This is a genomic window from Pseudomonas sp. 910_23, from assembly GCF_052850795.1.
In genome coordinates this window covers 1-20467 of the sequence record NZ_VXCZ01000013.1, presented here as the reverse complement: position 1 = coordinate 20467, position 20467 = coordinate 1, and the positions used below count along the sequence as shown (strand labels likewise).

The 20467-nt window shown below is 57.3% G+C and carries 30 protein-coding genes; 15 read left to right on the top strand and 15 right to left on the bottom strand.

Going from position 1 to position 20467, the window contains the following annotated elements; translation table 11 throughout:
• Nucleotides 1-2: 2 nt before the first annotated feature.
• The 15 genes from FW800_RS16655 to FW800_RS16585 form a co-directional block, all read right to left on the bottom strand.
• Entirely contained in the window at nucleotides 3-1022 is a 1020-nt protein-coding gene (locus tag FW800_RS16655) for a peptidase (protein WP_446438017.1), read from the bottom strand.
• A gap of 236 nt (nucleotides 1023-1258) precedes the next feature.
• Nucleotides 1259-1735, bottom strand: coding sequence for a phage virion morphogenesis protein (locus FW800_RS16650; protein WP_446438016.1), 477 nt, complete (start codon nucleotides 1733-1735; stop codon nucleotides 1259-1261).
• Between the two features lie 10 nt (nucleotides 1736-1745).
• Nucleotides 1746-2573 carry a phage head morphogenesis protein gene (locus tag FW800_RS16645; RefSeq protein WP_446438015.1) on the bottom strand — a complete coding sequence of 276 codons (828 nt, stop codon included), beginning with the start codon at nucleotides 2571-2573 and terminating at the stop codon, nucleotides 1746-1748.
• Nucleotide 2574: 1 nt separating this feature from the next.
• Nucleotides 2575-4071 (bottom strand): DUF935 domain-containing protein, encoded by a 1497-nt coding sequence (locus tag FW800_RS16640; RefSeq protein ID WP_446438014.1) that lies wholly within the window; start codon nucleotides 4069-4071, stop codon nucleotides 2575-2577.
• Nucleotides 4068-5672 carry a hypothetical protein gene (locus FW800_RS16635; protein WP_446438013.1) on the bottom strand — a complete coding sequence of 535 codons (1605 nt, stop codon included), beginning with the start codon at nucleotides 5670-5672 and terminating at the stop codon, nucleotides 4068-4070. Before FW800_RS16635 ends, FW800_RS16640 begins: the two co-directional genes overlap by 4 nt.
• Entirely contained in the window at nucleotides 5669-6220 is a 552-nt protein-coding gene (locus FW800_RS16630) for a phage protein Gp27 family protein (RefSeq protein ID WP_160049543.1), read from the bottom strand. Before FW800_RS16630 ends, FW800_RS16635 begins: the two co-directional genes overlap by 4 nt.
• Before the next feature lie 2 nt (nucleotides 6221-6222).
• Nucleotides 6223-6516, bottom strand: a complete 294-nt coding sequence (locus FW800_RS16625; protein WP_446438012.1) for a VpaChn25_0724 family phage protein — start codon at nucleotides 6514-6516, stop codon at nucleotides 6223-6225.
• Nucleotides 6513-6818: a DUF2730 family protein gene (locus tag FW800_RS16620; RefSeq protein ID WP_179446813.1), complete on the bottom strand. Its 306-nt coding sequence runs from the start codon at nucleotides 6816-6818 to the stop codon at nucleotides 6513-6515. Before FW800_RS16620 ends, FW800_RS16625 begins: the two co-directional genes overlap by 4 nt.
• Entirely contained in the window at nucleotides 6815-7033 is a 219-nt protein-coding gene (locus tag FW800_RS16615) for a TraR/DksA C4-type zinc finger protein (RefSeq protein WP_446438011.1), read from the bottom strand. The genes FW800_RS16620 and FW800_RS16615 overlap by 4 nt, the downstream gene beginning before the upstream one ends.
• Nucleotides 7034-7039: 6 nt before the next feature.
• Nucleotides 7040-7654, bottom strand: a complete 615-nt coding sequence (locus FW800_RS16610; protein WP_446438010.1) for a lysis protein — start codon at nucleotides 7652-7654, stop codon at nucleotides 7040-7042.
• A gap of 195 nt (nucleotides 7655-7849) precedes the next feature.
• On the bottom strand, nucleotides 7850-8077 hold the full coding sequence (locus tag FW800_RS16605) for a DUF7940 domain-containing protein (RefSeq protein ID WP_446438009.1): 228 nt from the start codon (nucleotides 8075-8077) through the stop codon (nucleotides 7850-7852).
• On the bottom strand, nucleotides 8074-8583 hold the full coding sequence (locus FW800_RS16600; protein WP_446438008.1) for a structural protein: 510 nt from the start codon (nucleotides 8581-8583) through the stop codon (nucleotides 8074-8076). The genes FW800_RS16605 and FW800_RS16600 overlap by 4 nt, the downstream gene beginning before the upstream one ends.
• Nucleotides 8584-8691: 108 nt before the next feature.
• Nucleotides 8692-9204: a hypothetical protein gene (locus FW800_RS16595; RefSeq protein ID WP_367243480.1), complete on the bottom strand. Its 513-nt coding sequence runs from the start codon at nucleotides 9202-9204 to the stop codon at nucleotides 8692-8694.
• A 32-nt stretch (nucleotides 9205-9236) separates the two neighbouring features.
• Nucleotides 9237-9794, bottom strand: coding sequence for a hypothetical protein (locus FW800_RS16590; protein WP_446438007.1), 558 nt, complete (start codon nucleotides 9792-9794; stop codon nucleotides 9237-9239).
• A gap of 503 nt (nucleotides 9795-10297) precedes the next feature.
• The gene (locus FW800_RS16585; protein ID WP_367243477.1) at nucleotides 10298-10729 is read right to left on the bottom strand and encodes a hypothetical protein; all 432 of its coding nucleotides are present in this window, start codon (nucleotides 10727-10729) and stop codon (nucleotides 10298-10300) included.
• A gap of 68 nt (nucleotides 10730-10797) precedes the next feature.
• Between FW800_RS16585 and FW800_RS16580 the strand changes: the two genes are divergently transcribed.
• The 15 genes from FW800_RS16580 to FW800_RS16510 all read left to right on the top strand — a co-directional run bounded on the left by FW800_RS16580 (nucleotide 10798) and on the right by FW800_RS16510 (nucleotide 20155).
• Entirely contained in the window at nucleotides 10798-11010 is a 213-nt protein-coding gene (locus FW800_RS16580) for a DNA-binding protein (protein ID WP_005789410.1), read from the top strand.
• 390 nt (nucleotides 11011-11400) lie between these two features.
• A complete protein-coding gene (locus tag FW800_RS16575) occupies nucleotides 11401-11880 on the top strand; it encodes a hypothetical protein (RefSeq protein ID WP_169877813.1) in 480 nt (159 codons plus the stop codon).
• Nucleotides 11877-12179: a helix-turn-helix domain-containing protein gene (locus FW800_RS16570; protein ID WP_005789414.1), complete on the top strand. Its 303-nt coding sequence runs from the start codon at nucleotides 11877-11879 to the stop codon at nucleotides 12177-12179. Before FW800_RS16575 ends, FW800_RS16570 begins: the two co-directional genes overlap by 4 nt.
• Before the next feature lie 10 nt (nucleotides 12180-12189).
• A complete protein-coding gene (locus FW800_RS16565) occupies nucleotides 12190-13119 on the top strand; it encodes a hypothetical protein (RefSeq protein ID WP_446438006.1) in 930 nt (309 codons plus the stop codon).
• 3 nt (nucleotides 13120-13122) lie between these two features.
• Complete coding sequence (locus FW800_RS16560) at nucleotides 13123-14898, top strand: DDE-type integrase/transposase/recombinase (RefSeq protein ID WP_005789418.1); 1776 nt, start codon at nucleotides 13123-13125, stop codon at nucleotides 14896-14898.
• On the top strand, nucleotides 14898-16079 hold the full coding sequence (locus tag FW800_RS16555) for an ExeA family protein (RefSeq protein ID WP_446438005.1): 1182 nt from the start codon (nucleotides 14898-14900) through the stop codon (nucleotides 16077-16079). Before FW800_RS16560 ends, FW800_RS16555 begins: the two co-directional genes overlap by 1 nt.
• Before the next feature lies 1 nt (nucleotide 16080).
• Nucleotides 16081-16398: a hypothetical protein gene (locus tag FW800_RS16550; protein ID WP_446438004.1), complete on the top strand. Its 318-nt coding sequence runs from the start codon at nucleotides 16081-16083 to the stop codon at nucleotides 16396-16398.
• On the top strand, nucleotides 16395-16874 hold the full coding sequence (locus tag FW800_RS16545) for a hypothetical protein (protein ID WP_446438003.1): 480 nt from the start codon (nucleotides 16395-16397) through the stop codon (nucleotides 16872-16874). The genes FW800_RS16550 and FW800_RS16545 overlap by 4 nt, the downstream gene beginning before the upstream one ends.
• Complete coding sequence (locus FW800_RS16540; RefSeq protein ID WP_005789425.1) at nucleotides 16867-17484, top strand: DUF3164 family protein; 618 nt, start codon at nucleotides 16867-16869, stop codon at nucleotides 17482-17484. Before FW800_RS16545 ends, FW800_RS16540 begins: the two co-directional genes overlap by 8 nt.
• A gap of 1 nt (nucleotide 17485) precedes the next feature.
• Nucleotides 17486-17935, top strand: coding sequence for a hypothetical protein (locus tag FW800_RS16535; RefSeq protein WP_005789428.1), 450 nt, complete (start codon nucleotides 17486-17488; stop codon nucleotides 17933-17935).
• A 1-nt stretch (nucleotide 17936) separates the two neighbouring features.
• Nucleotides 17937-18224: a hypothetical protein gene (locus FW800_RS16530; protein ID WP_446438002.1), complete on the top strand. Its 288-nt coding sequence runs from the start codon at nucleotides 17937-17939 to the stop codon at nucleotides 18222-18224.
• 1 nt (nucleotide 18225) lies between these two features.
• A complete protein-coding gene (locus FW800_RS16525; RefSeq protein WP_005789431.1) occupies nucleotides 18226-18915 on the top strand; it encodes a DUF2786 domain-containing protein in 690 nt (229 codons plus the stop codon).
• Nucleotide 18916: 1 nt separating this feature from the next.
• Entirely contained in the window at nucleotides 18917-19138 is a 222-nt protein-coding gene (locus tag FW800_RS16520; RefSeq protein ID WP_150073116.1) for a hypothetical protein, read from the top strand.
• A gap of 172 nt (nucleotides 19139-19310) precedes the next feature.
• Nucleotides 19311-19775 (top strand): gp16 family protein, encoded by a 465-nt coding sequence (locus FW800_RS16515; protein ID WP_005789436.1) that lies wholly within the window; start codon nucleotides 19311-19313, stop codon nucleotides 19773-19775.
• Nucleotides 19772-20155, top strand: coding sequence for a Mor transcription activator family protein (locus tag FW800_RS16510; protein WP_005789438.1), 384 nt, complete (start codon nucleotides 19772-19774; stop codon nucleotides 20153-20155). The genes FW800_RS16515 and FW800_RS16510 overlap by 4 nt, the downstream gene beginning before the upstream one ends.
• Nucleotides 20156-20467: the final 312 nt, after the last annotated feature.

Here is a 20467-nt window from a genome sequence, read left to right as displayed (position 1 = left end):
TCCTATTTTTGAGTGCGGGCTTCAGCGTCAGCCAGCAGTGGGTTTTCGGATTGTTTAGTGGTCTTGCCAGCCCGCTCCTTGGATGCCTGCTCGCTGAAGCTGACCGAGCCGGTCAGAGTGTTGAACACCTTCTTCAAGCCATCGACCAAGGGCTCGCGCTCGTCGTCTTCACCGAACTCCAGTGGTTTTCCACCGCCTTCGGCGTAATCCAGTGCGGCGACGATGGCGGGTACATGAACGGGCTTCATGCCCGCCGCGACCAGTTGCTCGGCGTACTCGACGTTTTTCGCATGCAAGGCGGTTTGTGCCGCTTCGATATCTGCCTTTTCGCGTTTGGCAAGCCTGGCTTTTAGCTGGGCGTTCTCAGTGGTAATGGCGTTTTTTTCGTCTTCAGTCACAGTGGTTGCCTCGATGGTTGGTTTGGGCGCGGGATCGCTGAATGCGGCTGGCCCGTCCTCGCGGAGCGAATCAGCCAGAAGGGTTTCAACTTCCCAGTTGGGCACGACCTGGTCGGCCACGGCTTGCCCAAACTGGCTGATCAGCCACTCGCGCAATTTGCGAAAAATGCCTGCGGAGACGCTGTCGCCCAAATCGCCAAATTCAAGGACGCCTTCTTCGCCTTCTGCCAGGTCGACGGGGCGCAGACCTTTAACGGCTGGCGGCTGAGCGCCGAGAAAACCGACATGCCTTAGGTAGTACACGCCAGGAACTGGATTGTTGGCGGCGTCGGGCTGGTAGAAGGACGCGGAGATTTTTTTGAATTTGCCCTGGGCAACTAGCTCGGCAAAATCGGCATCCACCTGCTGGGGCTCGGCGACTAAGCCGTGACCTGCGAGAGATAAGGACTTGACCCAACCGCCAGCCGGGGCGTCATGTTTTGGATGACCGATAACCAGTGGGGCTTCATGCAGCGTCGGGTCGTAGGCTTTCACCGTGGCGGCGAGGTCCGACTCGCTGAAGTCGAAACTTCCGCCGCCCATTGCGGTGTGCTGACCTGACTTGAAGATGTGAATGGGTTTCATGGGGCTGTACGCTGCCGTTGAAGGTGATGCGCACAGATTGAGCGTGTGACCGGCTCAAGGCTTTTAATCGAGTTTAAAGAGTTTCAGACGAGGGCCAGAACGGCGGCTATGCATTCAGCACCCGCGCCGCTGGCAAAGAGTAAGGCGGGTCGGCTTTATAAAGCGTTTACAACGTTGTTTACCCCTATAGTGCGATGAACCGCAGCCGCATTGCTGCCCAGGCGCCTCTGAGGGCGTTACAGGCGAGCGGCTTTTTCGATGTGATGCATCGCCAATTCCAGGATCGACTCTTCCGCTTCGGGCTGCAGCTGGCCCTCGGTGTCCATCGGCAGGAATGGACGGCCTGGGATGTCCCCCCACAGATGCGGGAAGTCCGACTTGTCGCCGCCGTAGTGCATCATGGGGGCATAAGGTTTGTTGCTGCCTACCAGGGCGCTACTGTCATCGGAACTGCTGCTGATGGATGCCGCAAGCCCAGCAGCACTGACCTGTAGTATCTGGCCCGGCCAGTTACCTTTTTTTGCCCGGCGCTCTGTGGTGGTGTCTGAAAGATCCGCCCAATCGGGCCGACCTTCCTCGGCAAAGTTCTCCTCGGTCTGACTGAGCATCTCGGCAGCGATGCTACGCATCAGCGGTGCAACATCGCCCACCGCCCATTCGACTCGGCGCAATGCCTGCTGCAAACGTTCGTGGTCCAGCTCGACAGTAATCATCTCAACGCTCCTATGCCGCCGCTTGTTTACGTTTCAACATATCGGCCAGGCCAGTACCTGGTGCGTGATTGAAGCCCGGATCTGTTCGGAACGTGACAGGCTTGCCCGCCGCATCCGTGGTGCGCAAGCCGGTGACCTCGGCGGTACGAATCTCGCCCGTGCGCTTATCCACGCCGGTTTCAACCGTTTCGGTGAACATGCGGCCTTCGCTCGAAACGATTCGAAGCCCACGGCGTTTGACTGCCGCCTCGGTCAGCGCAACGACGCGGCAACGGCAGTTGAAACCGTTGGGGGGAAAGATCGATGCCCAGATCGGATCATCATGACGGAAAACCTGCCCATGTAAGGCGCGGTGGCTGGGCCGTGTTTTGCCGTCCAGGATAGCCACATACATCCAGTACGGATGGGTATCGGTGGTCTCTTCCATCGTGGCCTTGCGACCGGCCATGTAAGCGCTTTGCAGGTTGGTCTGGTAGATCGTTTTCAACCGGCGCGGACTGCCCAACTGGACCAGCTCACCGACGCCCTGACTGTCGACGATGACCTGTTTGCCCCACCAGCCTTGAGATTCCAAGGTCGGCTGCAGCGCGGTGACGAACTGTTTGAGGGTTTGTCCATCCTGCAGCGCCGTCTCCAGGGCGCCGCGAATATCAGACAGCAGATCGAGGCGCATTGCCTTAGCCACGGTAAACGCCTGGTCGTGCGCCTGGTCAAGCATGTCCTGCCAGTTCCAGGTAATCGCATAGCCCTTGGATTTCAGGTAAGCGACGGCCTGCTCGGGCTCCAGTCCAAAAATGGCCTTGAGGTCTGCGGGGCTAGGTACTTTGGCGGTAGCCATGTCAGTCCTCCCGATCCGCGTTGACGCTCAAGCGGCCCCAGGTGTCGGCGATGAACAACAAGCGGGCGAGGTTCTGCTGCAGCGACTTGTCATCCATGTGCGGGTAGATTTCGGCCAGCAGGCCGAGTGCTTCACTATCAGAGCGCCCGCGTTGCAGGGCTTCCAATACTGGCGCTACGAGCCTTTCACCCTGTTCCTGGAGCAATTCGGCGGGCAGGCGATCAATGGCCTGATCGAGCGCCAGCTGGTCCAGGATTGGCTTGAAGGTAGGCTCCGAAAAAGCAGGGCCGATATCAGCCGGTGCGGTTTCGACAATGTCACCGTCCTGCAGGTTGTAGGTGCGCTTGAAGTACTGCGGCGTGAACTGGACTCCCGACTCACTGAGGCTTTTGTCTCGCTCGGCCAGGATTTTATCAATCTCCTCCTGCTCCCACAGCTCATACACGGGGGCCACAACGCTCTCGCCAAAGTTGATATCAACGATACGGCGGATCACTGCATTGATCGCCATGGCCACGATCCCGGCATCACCGTCACGAATATCTTTGGTGACCTCGGCACCGGCTTCGGCACTTGCGCGGTTGCTTTCCTTCTCGGTGGTCTGATTTTGCCCGAGCATGGCCACGTTGATTTCACTGCGGCAATATTCCAGCAGTTCACGATAAACCGTGGCGCTGCCTGCTTTGCCGGACGCCTCCTTGATTTCAATACTGGAGTCGTCAGGGATCGCGGCGACAGCGTCCTGCACCATCGCCTCCAGGCTATCGAGCAGCAGATCGGTCTCGGCGTCAGTGGCGCCACGGGGGTGTTTACCAATAACCCACGGACTGCCGTATTTTTCAGTGAACTGCACCCAAAACTTCAGGCCGCCCTTCATAAACATGGCTGGCCAGAAGCACATGCTGAGGTCGGGAAAGCCATAGGGGTTAGCGTAGGTTGCGTCCTGGCGCGCCACTATGAAGCGCTGCGGGTCACATAGTTCGCCTTCTTGACCGCCTTCCTGAGAGCGAAAACGCAGTTGGTTGTCTTTGTCATAGAAGAACCATTCGGCGGGCTTGCCCAGCAGATCAACCGGCATCAGATAGCCACCAACGGGTTGCCACATCAGCTCGACGGGTTGGTATCCAAACAGCGGTGCATCGAGCAGCTCGCGAATGATGCGGTCCAGGTCCAGATCGGGCATCCAGTCGCGGACAAAGCGCTCAACCTTGACCGGCGCATTACCACGCTTGATACCGCGCTCCAGGGCCAGCACCGACGCCTTGCGGCGGCGGATGTTCCCGCCGACCAGCGCGGAGCTACGCAAGTCACGGTAGACCGTGATGTCCTTGCCCTGGGCCTTGAGGATCGGGTCAGGGTTGGGCAGATTGGCGCTACCAAAGGCGCCGCCACTGGAGCGGTCACGGGTAGCGATGTGCCGACCGAGCAGCTTGTCGCGCTTGGCATCGGCAAAATTGACGAACTCGGTGGGGCTGACCCACAGGCCTTTGTTGTTCATGCGTACCCCTGGGTAATTCGTCGGCCCTGGCGAGGGCGGCGTGATTTGGCAGCGACCGGCCCTGATGCGACTTCCAACGTGGCGAAGTTAGCCAGCGCACCGGCCCCGGCGAAGTCACCGTGGCGGTACAGGTCCGGGTCTTTAAGGTCTTGTGAACGGGCTTTGACGATCATCGGAATGCCCTCCACGGTTTCGATGGCGCGCACGTCCTGGTGCAGGTTGTCGTCCTTCGGCATGGTGATGGCGCCGTCTTCATACAACTGCACGAACTTGGGCATCCAGGCGCCGTACCAGGCGCGGGTGATCTTCACCTGGTGAATACGGTTGTGGCCGAACTCGTCGGCAGTGTCCTCGGCGAGGGTTTCGCCGCTGCCGGTAGCGTCCAGTGCGGCGCCGACAAAGCGCGGCAGGCCACGCAGGATGTAAAATAGAATTTGCTGTTGCTGACGGGTCGGAACCTTGTGCATCTCCATCACGAACGGCACATCGCGGTGCCGAGACATGTCGACCGACATCGGACAGATGATGGAAAAGTCGCGGTGCCGCGCGTAGTCCATACCCAGGAAGTGGCGAAGCTCAGGATCAAGCTCTGACATTACTGGCGCCAGTTCGCGGTCAATCCAGTCGTTTACATAAGCCTCGCGGCGGTACAGCGCCTGGTGGACAAAGTCTGCGTCCAACGCCAGTCGGAGTACTTCGCGACCAGGACGCATGGCCTCGTCAATCCACACACCAGGAATGGACACGCCATTGCCATCGCGGGGGATCGCATCCAGCTCTTCGCGCATCTGCGACTTGCGCGGGCCATAAGCGTTACGAATTTTCTTGTACCAGGCCTCCTTGCCTTCAGCGGTAGGTGACTCACCCGCCATGTAGCACACGCGCTCGTACAGGCCATTGGCAACGGCATCGTCAAACGTTGCCGTATAGACCTCGGCGCTGTCTCCGTAACGCTCATCCCGGATGTCGTTGACCATCTGGTTGAACGGGTTGGCTTTGCCATTATGAGTGCTGATGATGACGATCCGACCGCCCCAGATCAGCAACGCGGTCGCGGCATCGAGCACGGCGGATACGTCACGGTGAAACGCGGCTTCGTCGATGATGACCTTGCCTTGCAAGCCACGAATACCGGCTGGGTTGCTCGACAGTGCGACGATTTTGAAGCCCGAGGCGTATCGGATGCGGTAAGCGTTGATCTGGCGTGTGTTGCCCGATTCGTCCTGGTCTTCAAACAGGAACTCTTCAATCTCGCTGACGCCGGAGGCTTGAGCCTCGGCCATCACCCGGCTGAACTTGGCACAGTAGCCAATGAACTCCAGACCCTTTTCCTTGGTGTCGCCAATGTAAAAGCAGTCCATGCCGCCCGCCGACTTCTGCGATGCAGCGGTAATGACCGAGTCCAGTGCCTCAGCGAACGTAATGCCGGTGCGACGGCCCTTTTCGCACAGTTTGATTTGCGCCCGAATCTTCAACCAGTCCACCTGGTGAGCCATCAGGATGCCTTCGGCAATCGGGTTGCAACCTTCTGGAATCTGCCGAACGCTGGGTGGCAATTCATCCCACTCGATGACTCGGAGGGTACTGGACGATACCTTCATTGCTTCACACCCAAGAAGTTTTGGCGCCACCACTGAGCTGACTCTTCAGACAAACCCTTGGACTTGACCGCCTTTTCCAGTTCAGCGGACTGCTCGCGCAGCAGGCGGTCACGCCCGGCCTGTTCTGCGGCCTGGCGTTCTTTCATGCTCAAGGTGCGGGCCTGCATGGTGTTTTTTGCAGCACGCGCCAGATCGGCCACCTCTTTGGTGGTGACCTCATCCTTTTCATGGGCGCCCATGGCGGCCTGATAGGCCAAGGTAGAAATGGCCTCAACCAGCAATGCCCCGGTTTTGTCGCTGGAGTCTTCGCCAAATGCGCCGACGAAAGCCTCGGCTTGCTCCCGATGTTGTCGGGTTTTTTCAGTCAGTTGCTCAAAGCCCACCTTGAAGCGGCCTAGCGCGCTGCGGCTAGGCACCTTCTCATTGGGAAACCGCGCTTGGATATCGGCGATCATCTCATCCAGGGTCATGCGGTCTTCACGCAGAAGCTTCTGAAGGTAAGCCTTCACCACTGGCGGCAGGCGACTAACGGATGATTTACCCGCCATGGTTACGCCCCCGGCCTTTTGATACCTGGGACACGGGCACGGCCTGCGGCAATGTCCTGACCGCGTTCGGTGAGAGTAGCTACCAGCACCGGGCCAACATCGGAAAGCGTCAGGGCGCCTTGCTCGGCCAGCCATTGCATCTCGGTTTTAACCTGGTCACGGCTGAGGGTATGACCAAAGCTGTCCAGGGCCATAGTCAACACAGAGCTGTTGGCACGGTAGCCAGTGGTCTCGGCCAGCAAGCGCAGGATGACCAAGCGAATGTCCTGGCGAATGAAGTCGGAAAATGGGGTCATGTCTTTTCTCTCAGCAGGTAGTCATTGATTCGGTCCAACGAGCGGGCCAAAGGGGCCAGAGCATCCTTGACCCCCGACAGCTCGGCCCGCACTGCTTTCATGTCACCCAACAGATCAGTGACGGCTGTCTGGTCTGGCAGATGCCTGACGTGTTCTTCCAGAGCGGTAATTCGTGTGCGCAGCTCCAGCAACTCCTGAGCGCTGGCCGTCTGACGGTTGGCGAGCCAGGTGTAGATGCCGATCATCGTGAGAACTACCCACTGCATGACGATAAAGCCGAATTTCAGTTGTTCCAGGTTCATCGAAAACCCCGTCTATTCATGTGTTGTAAAGCGCCTTCACAGTCGCTGCAGTGTTCGGTACCGGGTTCGTTCTGGCGGCGGTCCTCGGGGATCGCATCGCCGCACGCCTCGCAGCGGTAGGCTGAAATACCTGATCGCCGCTGCAAGCCGTGGCTGTAGATACGTGCTGCCGACTCATCGTCGTCTTGATCTGTAGCGTGTTCGGCTACATCCATAGGGCATCAGTCCTTTTCCTGTAGATCCAGCAAGCCGTTGAGTTGGGCGAGGTTGTTACGAACCCACAGGCCGTAGTCCTGGGCGTAGGCGAGAATGTCTGCGGGAGTGACGCCGCTTTCCAATAGTTCGGCGTCAGTGCCGGGGGCGGCCCAGGGCGCTTGCGCAGGTTGGGTGGAAGTGGTGCTTGATCCTGGGGCGGGAACACCGAGGGCGGTGTTGAAGTCGCGCAGCCAGCCAGCAGTGAACACGCAACGAGGGATAGGCTGAGCAACTGCGCCAGGCGCAGGCCGGTATTGGGTCGTGACATTAGGGATGCGCTCCTGGAGCAACTGTTTTTGTTTGGCGTACTGGTCCATCAGGTTGAACAGCAGAGACTCGCTTTCGCTGGCCCTAGCGACCTGTTGGAGCAGTTGTAGGCGGTTAGCGCTTTCAGCGACCCGAGCTTGTTCGGAGTGCTGTGACTTGAGATCTGCCAGAGCAGTTGCGCCCAGTGACTCGGCATACCGAAAGCCGAAGCCGTAAGCGATTGAACCGCCTGCTGCGGCGCTGAGCGCGCAGGCGAATCCGACCGCTGCCAGGCGTGCAGGCAACGGCCAGACCAGTTGCTCAAGCGCGCCCACGGGAATGCCTCTGGTGGTTACGTGATTTACGTGAGCGACGCTTCGTTGCGGCAATACCTGTTTTGCCATGTCGATAAGGAGGCACCACTGCTGCTCCGATCCAAGTACCGGCAGCGGTACAAGGAGATGCCCAACGATTTCCCCAGGTAAACCCGGCCAGCAGCGCGGAAAACAACCGACCGAAGACGTTGAGTCTCATAGCTGCGTCCCCTGGTCAGGCGGTTGCTTGATCAAGCGGGCAAAAAATAGAACCACTGCTAGACCACTGTTCAGCGCCGCGTAAGCGCGAGGCGAGAGCTGGCCCTGCCACATCGGCAGCAACTCCAACTGAGCGAGGCCAAGGAACGCGATTAGGACGGTGATCTGCACGCTGTAAAGCCGGTAGCAGCAGCGCCAGTCGCAGATGGGCTTGACTCCCTTCATGCTGGCCTCCAGTCGGTATCGGCCTGCTTGGCGCCGTGTTTGGCCCCGCGCTCGATGCCTGCAAGCGTCAACCCATCGGCAATGATCGACTCGCCGTACCATTTACCACTTGGCAGCGGGCCTGGGCCGTTTTCGTGGCGAATGATCGCCAGCACCAGCGTGCGCATGACATCGAAGTCGTAGACATCCAAGCCTACATCCGGGCCGATCCCCAAGGCGCGGGCAACGCTGGCGGTGTAGGCGTTGGTATTGTTTTCGGATGGCGGCGCCCAGCGTTCGATGATCTCGCGCACGGTGTCGATGCGGCTGCCATCAGGGGCCAAACGCTTGTCTTGATAGGTGATTAGGATTCGAGCAATGGCTCGGATGCCCCAACGTGGAGCCGTGAATTGGACGAACTCACTATCGCCTTGAGCGTCGGCCATACCTTGCCAGCGCACACCTTTGGCGTGGCGGATATTGCCGGGGTTAAAATTGCGGATGCCGCGAGGGAATTCGGGTCGCACGGGACGCCTCCTGTAATGGCGCCATAGGTTTCAGGCGCCAGAAATACACACGCCGCCATGATGGGCGGCGTGTGTCAGGAAGGCTTTTAATCGGGTTTAAAGAGATTGTTAGCCGAGCAGAGAGATCATCCCGGTAACGGCGGCGCCGATTACAGAAGAGGTTGTCGGGTTTTCAAGAAATAGCCGTAATAGCCCCTTGGCCTCTTCCTTTTCTTGTGGGGTAGATTGGGCATTATTAATGCCATGGACCAACGTTTCTACAGCACTTCGGATGTTTTGAACGTTGTTGTCACCAATTTGAACATTATTAGCACCATGGAAATTGTAAACGGGACTGACAACGTGGGGCTCTTTCGGTTTGGCAGCGCCCCTCAAGAAAGCCACCAACCAACACCCAGGAATATCGTCCAAACCAGACTGATAACTGACATCTGTGATACTGAAAAATACTTCCTTCCCATTGGGCAAGGTCTGGACAAGCCTATCCCCAATTTCCGCATCGAATGCCGGATCAAAAATATGGATTTGGTTCTTGCTCGTAAAGGCGGTTTTGTATGGTCCCGACCTTTTTTCGGTCGCGTCGACCACAAAACAATTATCAGTCATTAACTCATCAAACATGTTTCCGATACTCCATATCGCCGGTTATATGATCAGCTTTTGCAGTGAGCAGGCTTAGGCTTTGCGAAAACTTCTTTGCTCTCAGGATCAACATCGAACACCGTTAAGCACTCTCGTCCGCCCCCTAGCTTCTCCTGCAGTTGCGCATCGTTTTCAGTCTTGGCTTGAGCAGCCGCCTTGGGATCAGCAGTTTTAAGACACTCGTCGCGGTTTGTCGTGTATTCGCTCAGCGCGTCTGCTATTGAGCCTGGACGTTTCTCTATACCACCGTTATGTGTTGCCGCCAGCTGCGCGTTCCACCAGCTACGAGAAAAAAGACCTGCCGCGAAACAGCTACCAAGTGGCTCAAATACGGTACTACCGAACTGACTTTCTCCCTTTTTAACTAATGATGAGATGTATTGGCTATGAGCGCTAATAGCTGCCAGATCACCATTTTTTAGCAAGTCAGCACCATCTTTCATGGCTTTATTCAGAGCACTCATTTGGTAAGAAGCTTGAGTAAAGGATTCGGAGGTGGCTTCTGTGAATACTGCCGCATGCACTGAAAAAGACAAAAACAACGTTAAAAAACTATAGAAAATTTTCATTATGTAATCCCGTATTACGAGGTTCAACGGGCTCCGTGATTAGAGCCAAGCTCAAGCCGAGGGTACTATTTGAATCGTCGAGCCACCCAGTCTTCCAGGGATTTCAAGATGTCGTCACCATGCTCCGCCCAGCATTGGCGCAGTAGAAACCACATAACTGAAGACACTACAGTTATCACAGCGGCGAGCATACCCAGACCGAGAAGGTGTTCGAAATCGACTTGAGTACCGCTTTTCTGAGAGTGGGTAATCAATATTCCCCAAATAAAAAGCGTTGCCATGACGTAGCCGCGCCATTTGGTGTTTTCCGCTTCCGCCAGAACCTCACGTCGACAGTGGTTACAGGTATCGCTCCCGTTGGCCACAAGTCTAGATTCACATCTTAGACAAGGCTTTATGGATAACTCTGCAAGCTGCTCAGGTGTCAGCTTTAAAGTGGCCTTCTCGTAGTAATCACGCCCGGCGACTCTGTTGTTGTGCCCGTCTATGTGCATTTACCCACCTCACTCCTTTGTATTGAAGTCTCGCCCTGCTACTCGGTGGCCCGTTCCATAAACGGTTTGCGTGTTCGAAGTCTGACTGGACATCGCGATGTCGTCAGGGGCATTACCAACCAAGACAGCAGCCAACAGTCTTTTTCTCTCGGGAACCTCAAGCGCTCGGTATCCCTCAAGCAGCAATTCTTCGTCAGGCGCCAGTTTGCTCGGATGGGCGGAAGCGCGCTCCCCCCCTAAGACGTAAAGCGCGTCAACGCCAACGACCATAAGTTTCGCAACCAAATCTGCCGAGCATTTCTGTCGGCCAGCAACCACGTCTTTCAGACGTTGAGGGCTTGATTCATTAGCTGCGCGTGACGCTGCGGCAAGACTCAGGCCGCAACGGTCAATTTCTTCGCGCAGGCGAACGTGTATTAATTCCACCAAATCAGTTGACACGGTGTATATATCCCACCAAAATAATCCACACAAACACTAATCATCTTTGCATCACAGGAGCCACCACCATGGCCACCCATGCCAAAGCCCTATCCGCCGACCAGGTGAAAGAAAACTTCCGTCGGGTTGGCAAAACCATCACTGAATGGGCTACCGAGAACGGCTACACCCGTAACGAGGTGTACCGCGTACTCAATGGCCAAGCCAAAGCCCATTACGGCAAGGCTCACGATATTGCGGTGAAGCTTGGACTGAAACCTTCATCGGCGTTGGCAGCGTAATGGCTGCCGTGCAGATGGACGTCGACCGCTTCGGCTTCCTGCTTGTCGTGCCGACGACTGGCGAGCCACACGGGCTTCAGCCAATTGATCGCACAGCCAGCCCAGCGTTTTCGTGGCTTCAGCCTCGATTGCTTGGCCCGGCCAACGAATCGGCCTTAGGGCCTGTTCAAGGCATTCAGCCGTTACAAGACCTTCAACTTCAAGAACTGCCGCAAGGCGTAACCAGCCCTGCGCCAAAGCATTCACTTGCGCTTCAAGTGCCTCAATACGGTCGGTCATAGCCATGTCTCAGTTTGCGAATGTACCGCAAAACTTTGCAGCTGGCGCAACCCGTTTGGCTAGCTGCAAAAAATCCATTTGTTTGGAAGGCCGTCTGCAGGAGGGTTTCCAATGAATCGCCGCCGCTGGAAGAACGTCCGTCCTACGTCGCTGCGCCACGCTTTAGAGCTGTGCAAGGACTTTGCAATCGATGCTCACAATAAAAGTGTGCAGCGCATCGCGGACGAGATGGGACTGCCTGATCACTGGGCGCTTTATAAATGGTTACAAACTGGTCGCATGCCCGCCAACTTGATCCGCCCTTACGAGCGGGTATGCAACTGCGATTACGTCACGCGCTGGATAGCTGCTAGTGCAGGCCGCCTGACTATAGAAATGCCCACCGGGCGCAATTGCACTGCCCAGGATACACAGGCCCTGCAGGAGCTGCTGACAACCGCAGCCGGGAAACTGCTCGCGTTTTACGCCAAGAACAGTGAAGCCGAAGAGACCCTGGCCTCAATTCAGGCCGCGATGGAAGGGCTCGCTTGGCACCGAGGCAACGTCAGCCAGACCCAACACCCACAACTGGAACTGGAGGGGCAGCCATGAGCCGCACCGCCTCAGGAGCCGCTCGCGTGCTGGGCGTGCTGAAAGCCTTAAAGGGGCACACCGTCACCGGCCTCAGTAACACCGAGCTGGCCCAGCTAACCAAGGACAGCCCGAGCAACATCACCCGCGCTATGCAAACCCTGATTGAAGAGGGGCTGGCAGTAAAGCTGGACAACGGTCGGTTTGCTCACTCGGTGGCGATGCTACAGATCGCCCAGGCCCATGCCGAACACATGGCGAGGCTGACCCAGCGGATGCAAGAAATCAATCAGCGGATTGCCGCTGGCTCGCTCAACTAAGGAGAAAACCATGGCACGTACTAAAGCCCAACCTACTGCCCCAATTGAATTGCCTGTCCTGGACGGCGAAATGCTGACCGCTACCCAGAATTCGATGGCCACCGCGATGACTTCGCATAGCGAAGAGCGGGACATCGTCAATCAGATGCTTGGTCAAGCCCAAATGGCGGACTCCATAGGCAAGTTCACCGCGACGGTCGCGGTTTCCAAGATGGCTTATGTGAAAGAAAACAAGTTGTACCGGGGATTAGCGGGAATGCATGACCGCGACGGTCGCGTTTTGAGCGGAACTTGGGAGGAGTTTTGCAGCCTGCTCGGTACTTCGGCCCCGAAGGTGAACGAAGACATAAACAACCTACGCCAATTCGGTGAAGACGCACTGGAATCCATGTCCCGTATGGGCATCGGCTACCGCGAAATGCGCCAATACCGCCGACTGCCTGAAGACGCACAAGCCGCTCTAATCGAAGTCGCCAAGGCCGGTGATAAAGAGGCTTTCGTCGACCTCGCCGAAGAGATCATCGCCAAACACTCCAAAGAAAAAACCGAACTGACCCAGCGCTTGGACGAAGTCAACGCCGACTATGAAGCCCAAGGCGAAGTCATGGCGAACAAGGCCAAAGAGCTTGATAGCACCAAGCAAGAGCTGAAAAAACTTCAGAAGCGCATCCAGACGGCAACGCCAGACGATGTCATCAAAGAGCTGCGCACCGAGGTGGTCGCTCTTCATTTTGAAGTGGAAGCCAAGATCCTGGGTGAGCTTCGCGAAGGCTTCGCCAAGATGGCTGAGCACGCTGCCGAACACGGCCAGGACCACCGCGCCTACCAGGCTGATTTGATCAACCAGCTTGAAATCACGCTGGCAACTGTTCGCAGCGAATTTCACTTGCCCGAACACCAGGACGACACGCCGGTATGGCAGACCCAGGCCGAGGCGTAACCGATGAACCCCGTACAGACCCAGCAACTGGCGCAAATCGCCCAACGGGCAGCCAATGCCCCGCACGGTCAACGCACCGCCATTTACAAGGCCGGTGCAGCCGAGCTGGGTGTTTCCCTTCAAACCCTGCAGCGTAAGCTGAAGGAGGTAGCGGTGAGCAAACCTCGTAAACGTCGCAGCGATGCCGGTAACAGCACCTTACCTTTGGATGAAGCGCGGATGATCTCGGCGGTATTGCTGGAGTCCATCCGGGCCAACAACAAGCAGCTGTCTACCATTGAGCGCGCTGTTGAGCGCCTGCGAAGCAACAACCTGATTCTGGCTGGCCGCATAGATGAAGCCTCAGGTGAGTTTCGTCCACTGACTAACAGCGCCATCAGCCGCGCTCTGCGTGCCTACAAACTACACCCTGAGCAGCTGCTGCACGACGCACCCGCCGTATCGCTTGCCAGCAAGCACCCCAACCACGTTTGGCAGGTCGACGCCTCTATCTCGACACAGTTCTATTTGGCAGACGATGGCGCTCGGGTGATGAGGCAGGCCGAGTTCTACGATGGCAAGCCGGGCAACCTCAAGAAAATTGAGCGCCAGCGCCTATGGCGTTACGTGATCACCGACCACACCAGCGGCACGCTGTATGTCGAGTATGTACTGGGCGCGGAGTCGGCTGAGAACCTCTGCACCGTATTGATCAACGCCATGCAGAAGCGCCACGAATCTGACCCATTCCACGGCGTGCCCTGGATGCTGATGACCGACCCTGGCGCGGCCATGACCAGCGGTATCTTCCGCAACCTGTGCCGCGCCATGTCCATCGAACTGATCATTAACCAGGTCGGCAACGCACGGGCCAAGGGGCAGGTGGAGCAGGCCCACAACATCGTTGAGCGCGAATTTGAAAGCGCCTTGAAGTTCCAGGCAGCAACCAGCCTTGAGCAGATCAATAGCTGGGCCGGTGAGTGGATGCGCTATTTCAACGCAACCTCCATTCATACCAGGACACGCCGCAGCCGCTACGGCGTGTGGCAACTGATCAAGCAGGACGAGTTGCGCCTGGCTCCAGGCATTGAGGTTTGCCGCGAACTGGCGGTCAGCACGCCAGAGGAACGCAAGGTCAGCAACCTGCTACGCGTTTCGTTTCGCGGGGACCAGTTCGACGTCAGCTCGGTACCGGAAGTTATGGTTGGCGAAAAGCTGCTGATCACCCGCAATTGCTGGCGCGACAAAGATTCTGCGGTTGTCGTTATGACCGGTGCCGATGGCCGCGAGCATTACCACGTAGTCGAGCGGATCGGCATGGACCAGTTCGGCTTCGCGCAGACCTCGGCCACCATCGGCGAGCAGTACAAGCGCCACGCAGAAACCCCGGCGCAAGTCTCGCGCAATCTGCTGGAACAGATCGCCACCGGCACCACCAACAAAGCCGATGCCGAAGCCGCCCGCAAGGCGAAAACGCTGCCGTTCGGTGGGCTGATCGACCCGCACAAACATGTCACCGACACCGTGCTACCGGCGTACCTGCCACGCCGTGGTACATCCCTGAACGTCAACGCCCCGATTGTCGAGCATGCGCTGCTGTCGCACGTCGAGGCCGCGAAATTGCTGCGCCCACGAATGGCAAACCTTTGGTCAGCCGAATGCTTCAGCTGGCTGCAGCAGCACTACCCGGAGGGCATTGCCCAAGACCAGCTTGATGCCATTGAGGCTGAGCTGAAACGGCCTGTAGAGGTCATGCGCAACCCGCTCAGCCTGGTTCGGGCGGCGGTTGGAGGTGAGTGATGTTGAAACTTAAACACGTTTTACAGGGGGTGGGCCGATCTCAATCGGCCTTGGCCGAATCGCTGAAGCTCAGCGAGGCCTCTATTGCTCAGTTGCTGAACCACGGCCAATGGCCGCGCAGCCTGGACAGCGCCGACCTGCAGGGGCGCATTCGTGTGTTCTTGACCGAGTCCGGCGCCAACGATGCCGATATCGCTAACGCCTTTGAAGAAGTGGACCTGCCGTGCGCCAACACGACAGATCCGGCCCTTAAAGAAGAGCCGTCCGGGGAGGACGAACCTATGTTACTGCCAAAACAAACCCTGCTGCCAACTACTCGTAAGGCATTCAGTCTGTTCCGCGACCCCTTTGATGAACTTTCCTGCGCCAAGGACATGTGGATCAGCCCGGATATCCGCTACGTTCGCGAGGTTATGTACCAGACCGCAAAGCACGGTGGCTTCCTGGCAGTTCAGGGGGAATCAGGTGCGGGCAAAAGCACTTTGCGCCGCGACCTGGTGAACCGAGTCGTTGAGAACAATGACCCGGTGTTGATCATTGAGCCCTATGTACTGGCTTCCGAAGATAACGACACCAAAGGCAAATCGCTGAAAAGCACTCACATTGCCGAGGCAATGATGGCGAGGGTCTCGCCCCTGACCAAACCCAAGAACAGCCCCGAGGCACGCTTTGCCCAGCTGCACAAAGTGTTGAAAGAGTCCCACGCCGCAGGCTATCGCCACTGCCTGGTGATCGAGGAGGCCCATAGCCTGCCGATCCCAACGCTCAAACACCTCAAGCGCATCCTGGAGCTGGAGTCCGGTTTCACCAAGCTGGTCAGCATCATCATGATCGGCCAGCCGGAGCTGAGCGTGAAACTGAGCGAGCGCAACGCGGATGTACGTGAAGTGGTGCAGCGGTGCGAGCGGATCATGCTGCCGCCAATCGAAGGCGCACTGCTGGAGGAGTTTCTGAAATTCCGCTTTGAACGCGCAGGCAAGGCGCTGGCCGAGGTGATCGACGCTGGGGGCATCCAGGCCATTGCAGCCCGCCTTTCGCTACCTGGTCGTAATGGGAGTCGAGATACGGCGGTCTCGCTGTTGTACCCGCTGGCAATCGGCAATCTGCTCATCGCCGCGATGAACCTGGCCGCGAACTTGGGCGCGCCACTCGTAACCGCGGACATCGTGAAGGGGGTGTGAGATGGCCGCTTTGTACCTAGTAGGTGTGCAAGTGGAGGAACGGGCCAGCGTTCTGGCTGAAGATTTCACTACGAAGCTGTCGACGTACAACGAACTGACCCGCGATATCCGCGATGCGGGTATCAGAATCAAGCACCTGGTGCTGCTGGACAACAAGATCTTTATCGACCACAGCGATATTGAGCTGTTCCTACGGCGGTTTGGGCATGAATTGCGCGGGATGCGTTACTCGCCTGCAGGTCGGTTTACGCGCAACACCGTGACGGTACGGGGTGTTGATGTGGCTTGGTACAGCTTGGTGAAGGAGCAGGACCAATGAACCAGGCCCTCAATGTTTCGATTAAAGCCTTGAGAGCAGCTGTTGCCTCCGAAACCCCTACGTTGTTTTGGCAGGACACCATGAAGCATGTGGCGGTGCTCCTGGATCATGCCGAGCGGGTGCCCGATCCATCTCGGGCGTTAGAGGCGGCTCATGCGGCCATTGCTGAAGATCGCTTCTCGGACGCTATCCAACATCTATACCAGGTCATCAGCCACCTGCACGCCGAGTGCAGCGAACACGTCACCCAATTGGCCGGTTTGGTAACAGCCTTTGACGCCGCGCTGAGCCTGCGGCCTCACCTATGGCTGGAGATCGGCTTCAACCGAGTCGTTGATTGGATGGTCACCGTTTACGACAAAACTGGCGGGATTGAGCGGGTTGTTGTCCAGGCCCAAGGCGTGAACGCCGATGAAACGTGCCAATGGGCCACCTTGCATCTGCAGGCCCTCACAAAGGAGAGCGACCATGTCTGATAGCAATATTCCTCAGGGCTATATGCGTAACGCCATGGGCCACCTGGTCCCTGAAGATCAGGTGCGAGACCAAGACAAGCTGCGCGATCAGGTGACCCGCGAATTAGCAGATGCTGCCAAGGCTCTGAGCCTTGCGCTGAAAAACTTCAAGAAAAAATCCCTCGGCGATGTGGCCGACTTGATCAGCATTGCCGGTGAGCGTTACGGCGTTCAGATGGGTGGCAAGAAGGGCAACGTGACCATCGCCACGTATGACGGCCAGTACAAGGTGCAGCGTTCATATGCCGACCGGCTGACGTTCACCGAGGAAATGGAAGTGGCAAAGGTACTGGTCTACGACTGCATCCGTGCTTGGAGCAAGGGGGCAGACACTCATTTGATGGCTATCGTCGACCGGGTGTTCAGCCCCAACCGTAATGGGCAGATCAAAACCTCCGATGTGTTGGATTTGTTGCGGCTAGAGATTGATGACGATAACTGGAAGGCCGCTATGAAGGCCGTGAAGGACTCCATCATGGTCTCGGGCAGTGCCGTTTACATCCGCGTGTATGAGCGGATCGGCGACTCCGACAACTATAAGGCAATCCCTCTAGACCTGGCGGTGGTGTGACATGACCAAGACACTGATTGAATTTCAGGACCACCACCAGGACTTCCTGGTGTGGACCGTCGATGAGGCTGGCATCGTCACCGGAAGCTGGCCTTACCACTCCAGCCTATGGACTGGAGTAAGAGTCGTAAACCTGGCAAGCCTTAAGGTGGGCAGTTTGGTGGAGTTTCTCCGCGCTGGGGATACTCGTGACCAATGCATTAAATACCCGGTGCGCTCAATACAACCGCTGGTACCGGTGGAGGTTTCGGTACGACAGGACGGTGATGGTTACGTTACCGGCACTGTGCGGGGCAAGCGTGTGTCTTGCACCCATGACTATGAATACCCAGTGAAGCGCCTGGCTGAAAAGCTCTTTCCAGGCGTGTCCGCTGGCGTTGAACGCCTGCCATGCACACCTGTTGGGCGCCTACATAGCAAGTGGCGTATCACCCCTCTGGAGGGTATGTGACATGGCCGATCAAGTGACTGTAACCACCCGCGACCCAGAGGTCGTAGAGATCCTCAAATGGCTTCAGCAGTGGCATTCCAATCATGTCCAGAAACTGCAGATGATTGTGCAGGCGCCAGCCGATACCGAGTTGGTATTACGCGGCGCAAATGGACAGCAAGTCCTGCTTGTGGGCGACGAACGCAAAGGCTTCAAGGCGGGTTGCGCCACAGCCCTTGATCTGTTTTGCAAGTTCCCACTGACGGTGACGAAGAACGTCAGCCGCGACACAGATTCGGAGGAAAAGTGACATGGACAACAACCGCACTCTGGAAAAAATCAAGAAGTGCCTGGAGATGGCCAAGTCCAAAACCAGCAATCCGCACGAAGCTGAAACCGCGCTACGCCAAGCGCACAAACTGATGGAGATGTACAACCTGGAGGTGGGTGACGTGCTTGCCAGCATGGCGAGCGAACACACGATCCTTGCGGGCTCGGAGGGTTCGCCTCCTGTCTGGCGTGTGCGTCTTGCGCAAGTCTGTGCAGATGCGTTCGGCACCATGATCCTTATTTCCAACCCTCAGTGGAGTGCTGCTCGCTTCATCTTTATTGGCTGCTCAGCCGCACCGGAACTGTCCGGCTACGCATACCAAGTGCTGGCTCGTCAGCTACAAAAGGCCCGTCGTGACTTTTTGGACACACAGAAGCGTTGCAAGCGCTCTACGAAGGCCGCCCGAGGGGATGCCTTCGCCAATGGCTGGCTGGATGCAGTTCACAGCAAAATCCAAGCGTTTGCGGGCGTAGAAGACAACATCGCCGAAGCGATTGACGCCTTCATGAAAAAACATCATCCAGACGTAAAAAGCGTTGAACTCAAGCGGCGCAAGGTCAAAGCGCGCAATGAGGGCGCCGGTGACGCGGGCTATGAAGCGGGCAAGTCCGCCCAACTGCACCAGGCGGTGAACCATCAGCCTCGCGCACGCTTGACCATGGGGGTTTGACATGAGCGCTGCAGAAAAGAAGTACGACACCCTAGTAGTTGAAGGCTTGGGTAATGAAGTGCCTCGGGCAATCGGCGAAGGGCGAGTGGCCGCGTGGTCTTCGGGTCATGCACTGGACGACAAACTCGAAATGGAGGACTTCATCCGCGAATTGTCTTATGGCGACATTGAAGATCCGCAGCAGGCCGCTATTGAGCTGATGAGGCGACAAAAATGGGCATGAACAGCACGGGGAAACTCTCAGCCGGTGTACTGGAGTTCCTGGCGATCTGCGATCAATGCCAGCGCCCCCGTAACACTGGTAATCACGCCAAATGCAGCAAGATCCGGCAACGGATTCATGCCGCTCGTAACCAGCAGAACGGCAACACACGCTCGATGAAAGGAGGTGACTAGTGAAAACCGCGCCGTCCAACCCGAACCGCCTGCGTCTGATCAAGCTGATCCACGTTGCTCGACGCGAGTTGCGCATGGATGACGATACCTATCGCCTCCTGTTGGCTGGCATGACGGGATTGGATGGCGCTACGTCCACCGCTGATTTGAGCGTTCCAAACCTGCTAAGGGTTTTGGAACAGCTCAAGCTGCGGGGCTTTAAGGTTCGTCCAAGCAATCAACCTAAGCGGCCTTTAGCCGACGACGTCCAGTCGAAGAAGATCCGCTCTCTGTGGCTGACGCTGCATGAACTGGGCGCCGTCCGTGATCCTTCTGAGGCTGCATTGGCCAAGTTTGTGCTGGGCATGACCCGCGTCGCTGCGTTGCAGTGGCTCACCACTGCTCAGGCCAGCCGGGTAATTGAAAATCTGAAACAGTGGCTACTGCGCGTTGAAAGCGCGGATAGCGGCAGGAGTGACGTATGACCGACTTCCGAAGCAAGGGCCCCGAGCTGCTGGTTGACCTTACAGACCACATTGCAATAGCTCTCGTAGAGCTGGCCTCGATGGAGAGCGGAACCGCTCAGCAGGTCGCCGGGGAAATTACTGATCGTATGTCCGCGCACTGGGGCGGGCAGAACATCTACTTTCCCATCGGCCAGTCAATCAAGCTGAGTCGCCGAGATCGTCAGATCTACGATGACTTCAACGGCTCCAATCACCGAGAGCTGGTAGCCAAATACGGCGCTTCGTTACAGTGGATTTACAAGATCGTGAAGGCGGTGCGCAAGGAAGAGCTGGCCCGCCGACAGAAGGATCTGTTCGCTGATGATATGGAGGGCCGTACCTCGCCCCCCGATGGCTGAACAGTGGCTGATTTCATTTGCAGCGTGTGCAAGGTTATTTCATAGTTCGTTCAGAGTAGACCGGTTTCTCCCGGAGTATCCCAGGATTACCTCGCACACCCCCCTGTACTTATCTCACTCCCATACAACTGAGTACATATCCGTTATTGGGGTAACGGCCGCTATGGGTTCCGCCCTTACGGCGGCTCACTTTTGAACAGCGCAAAAGTAAGCAAAACGCTCTTGCCCCACCACTCGGCACCTCGCTCAGGCTCGGTGTGCCCGTAATCCGCCAGTGATTTGGGGGGCCGCCGCCACGCGCCATCCATGGCG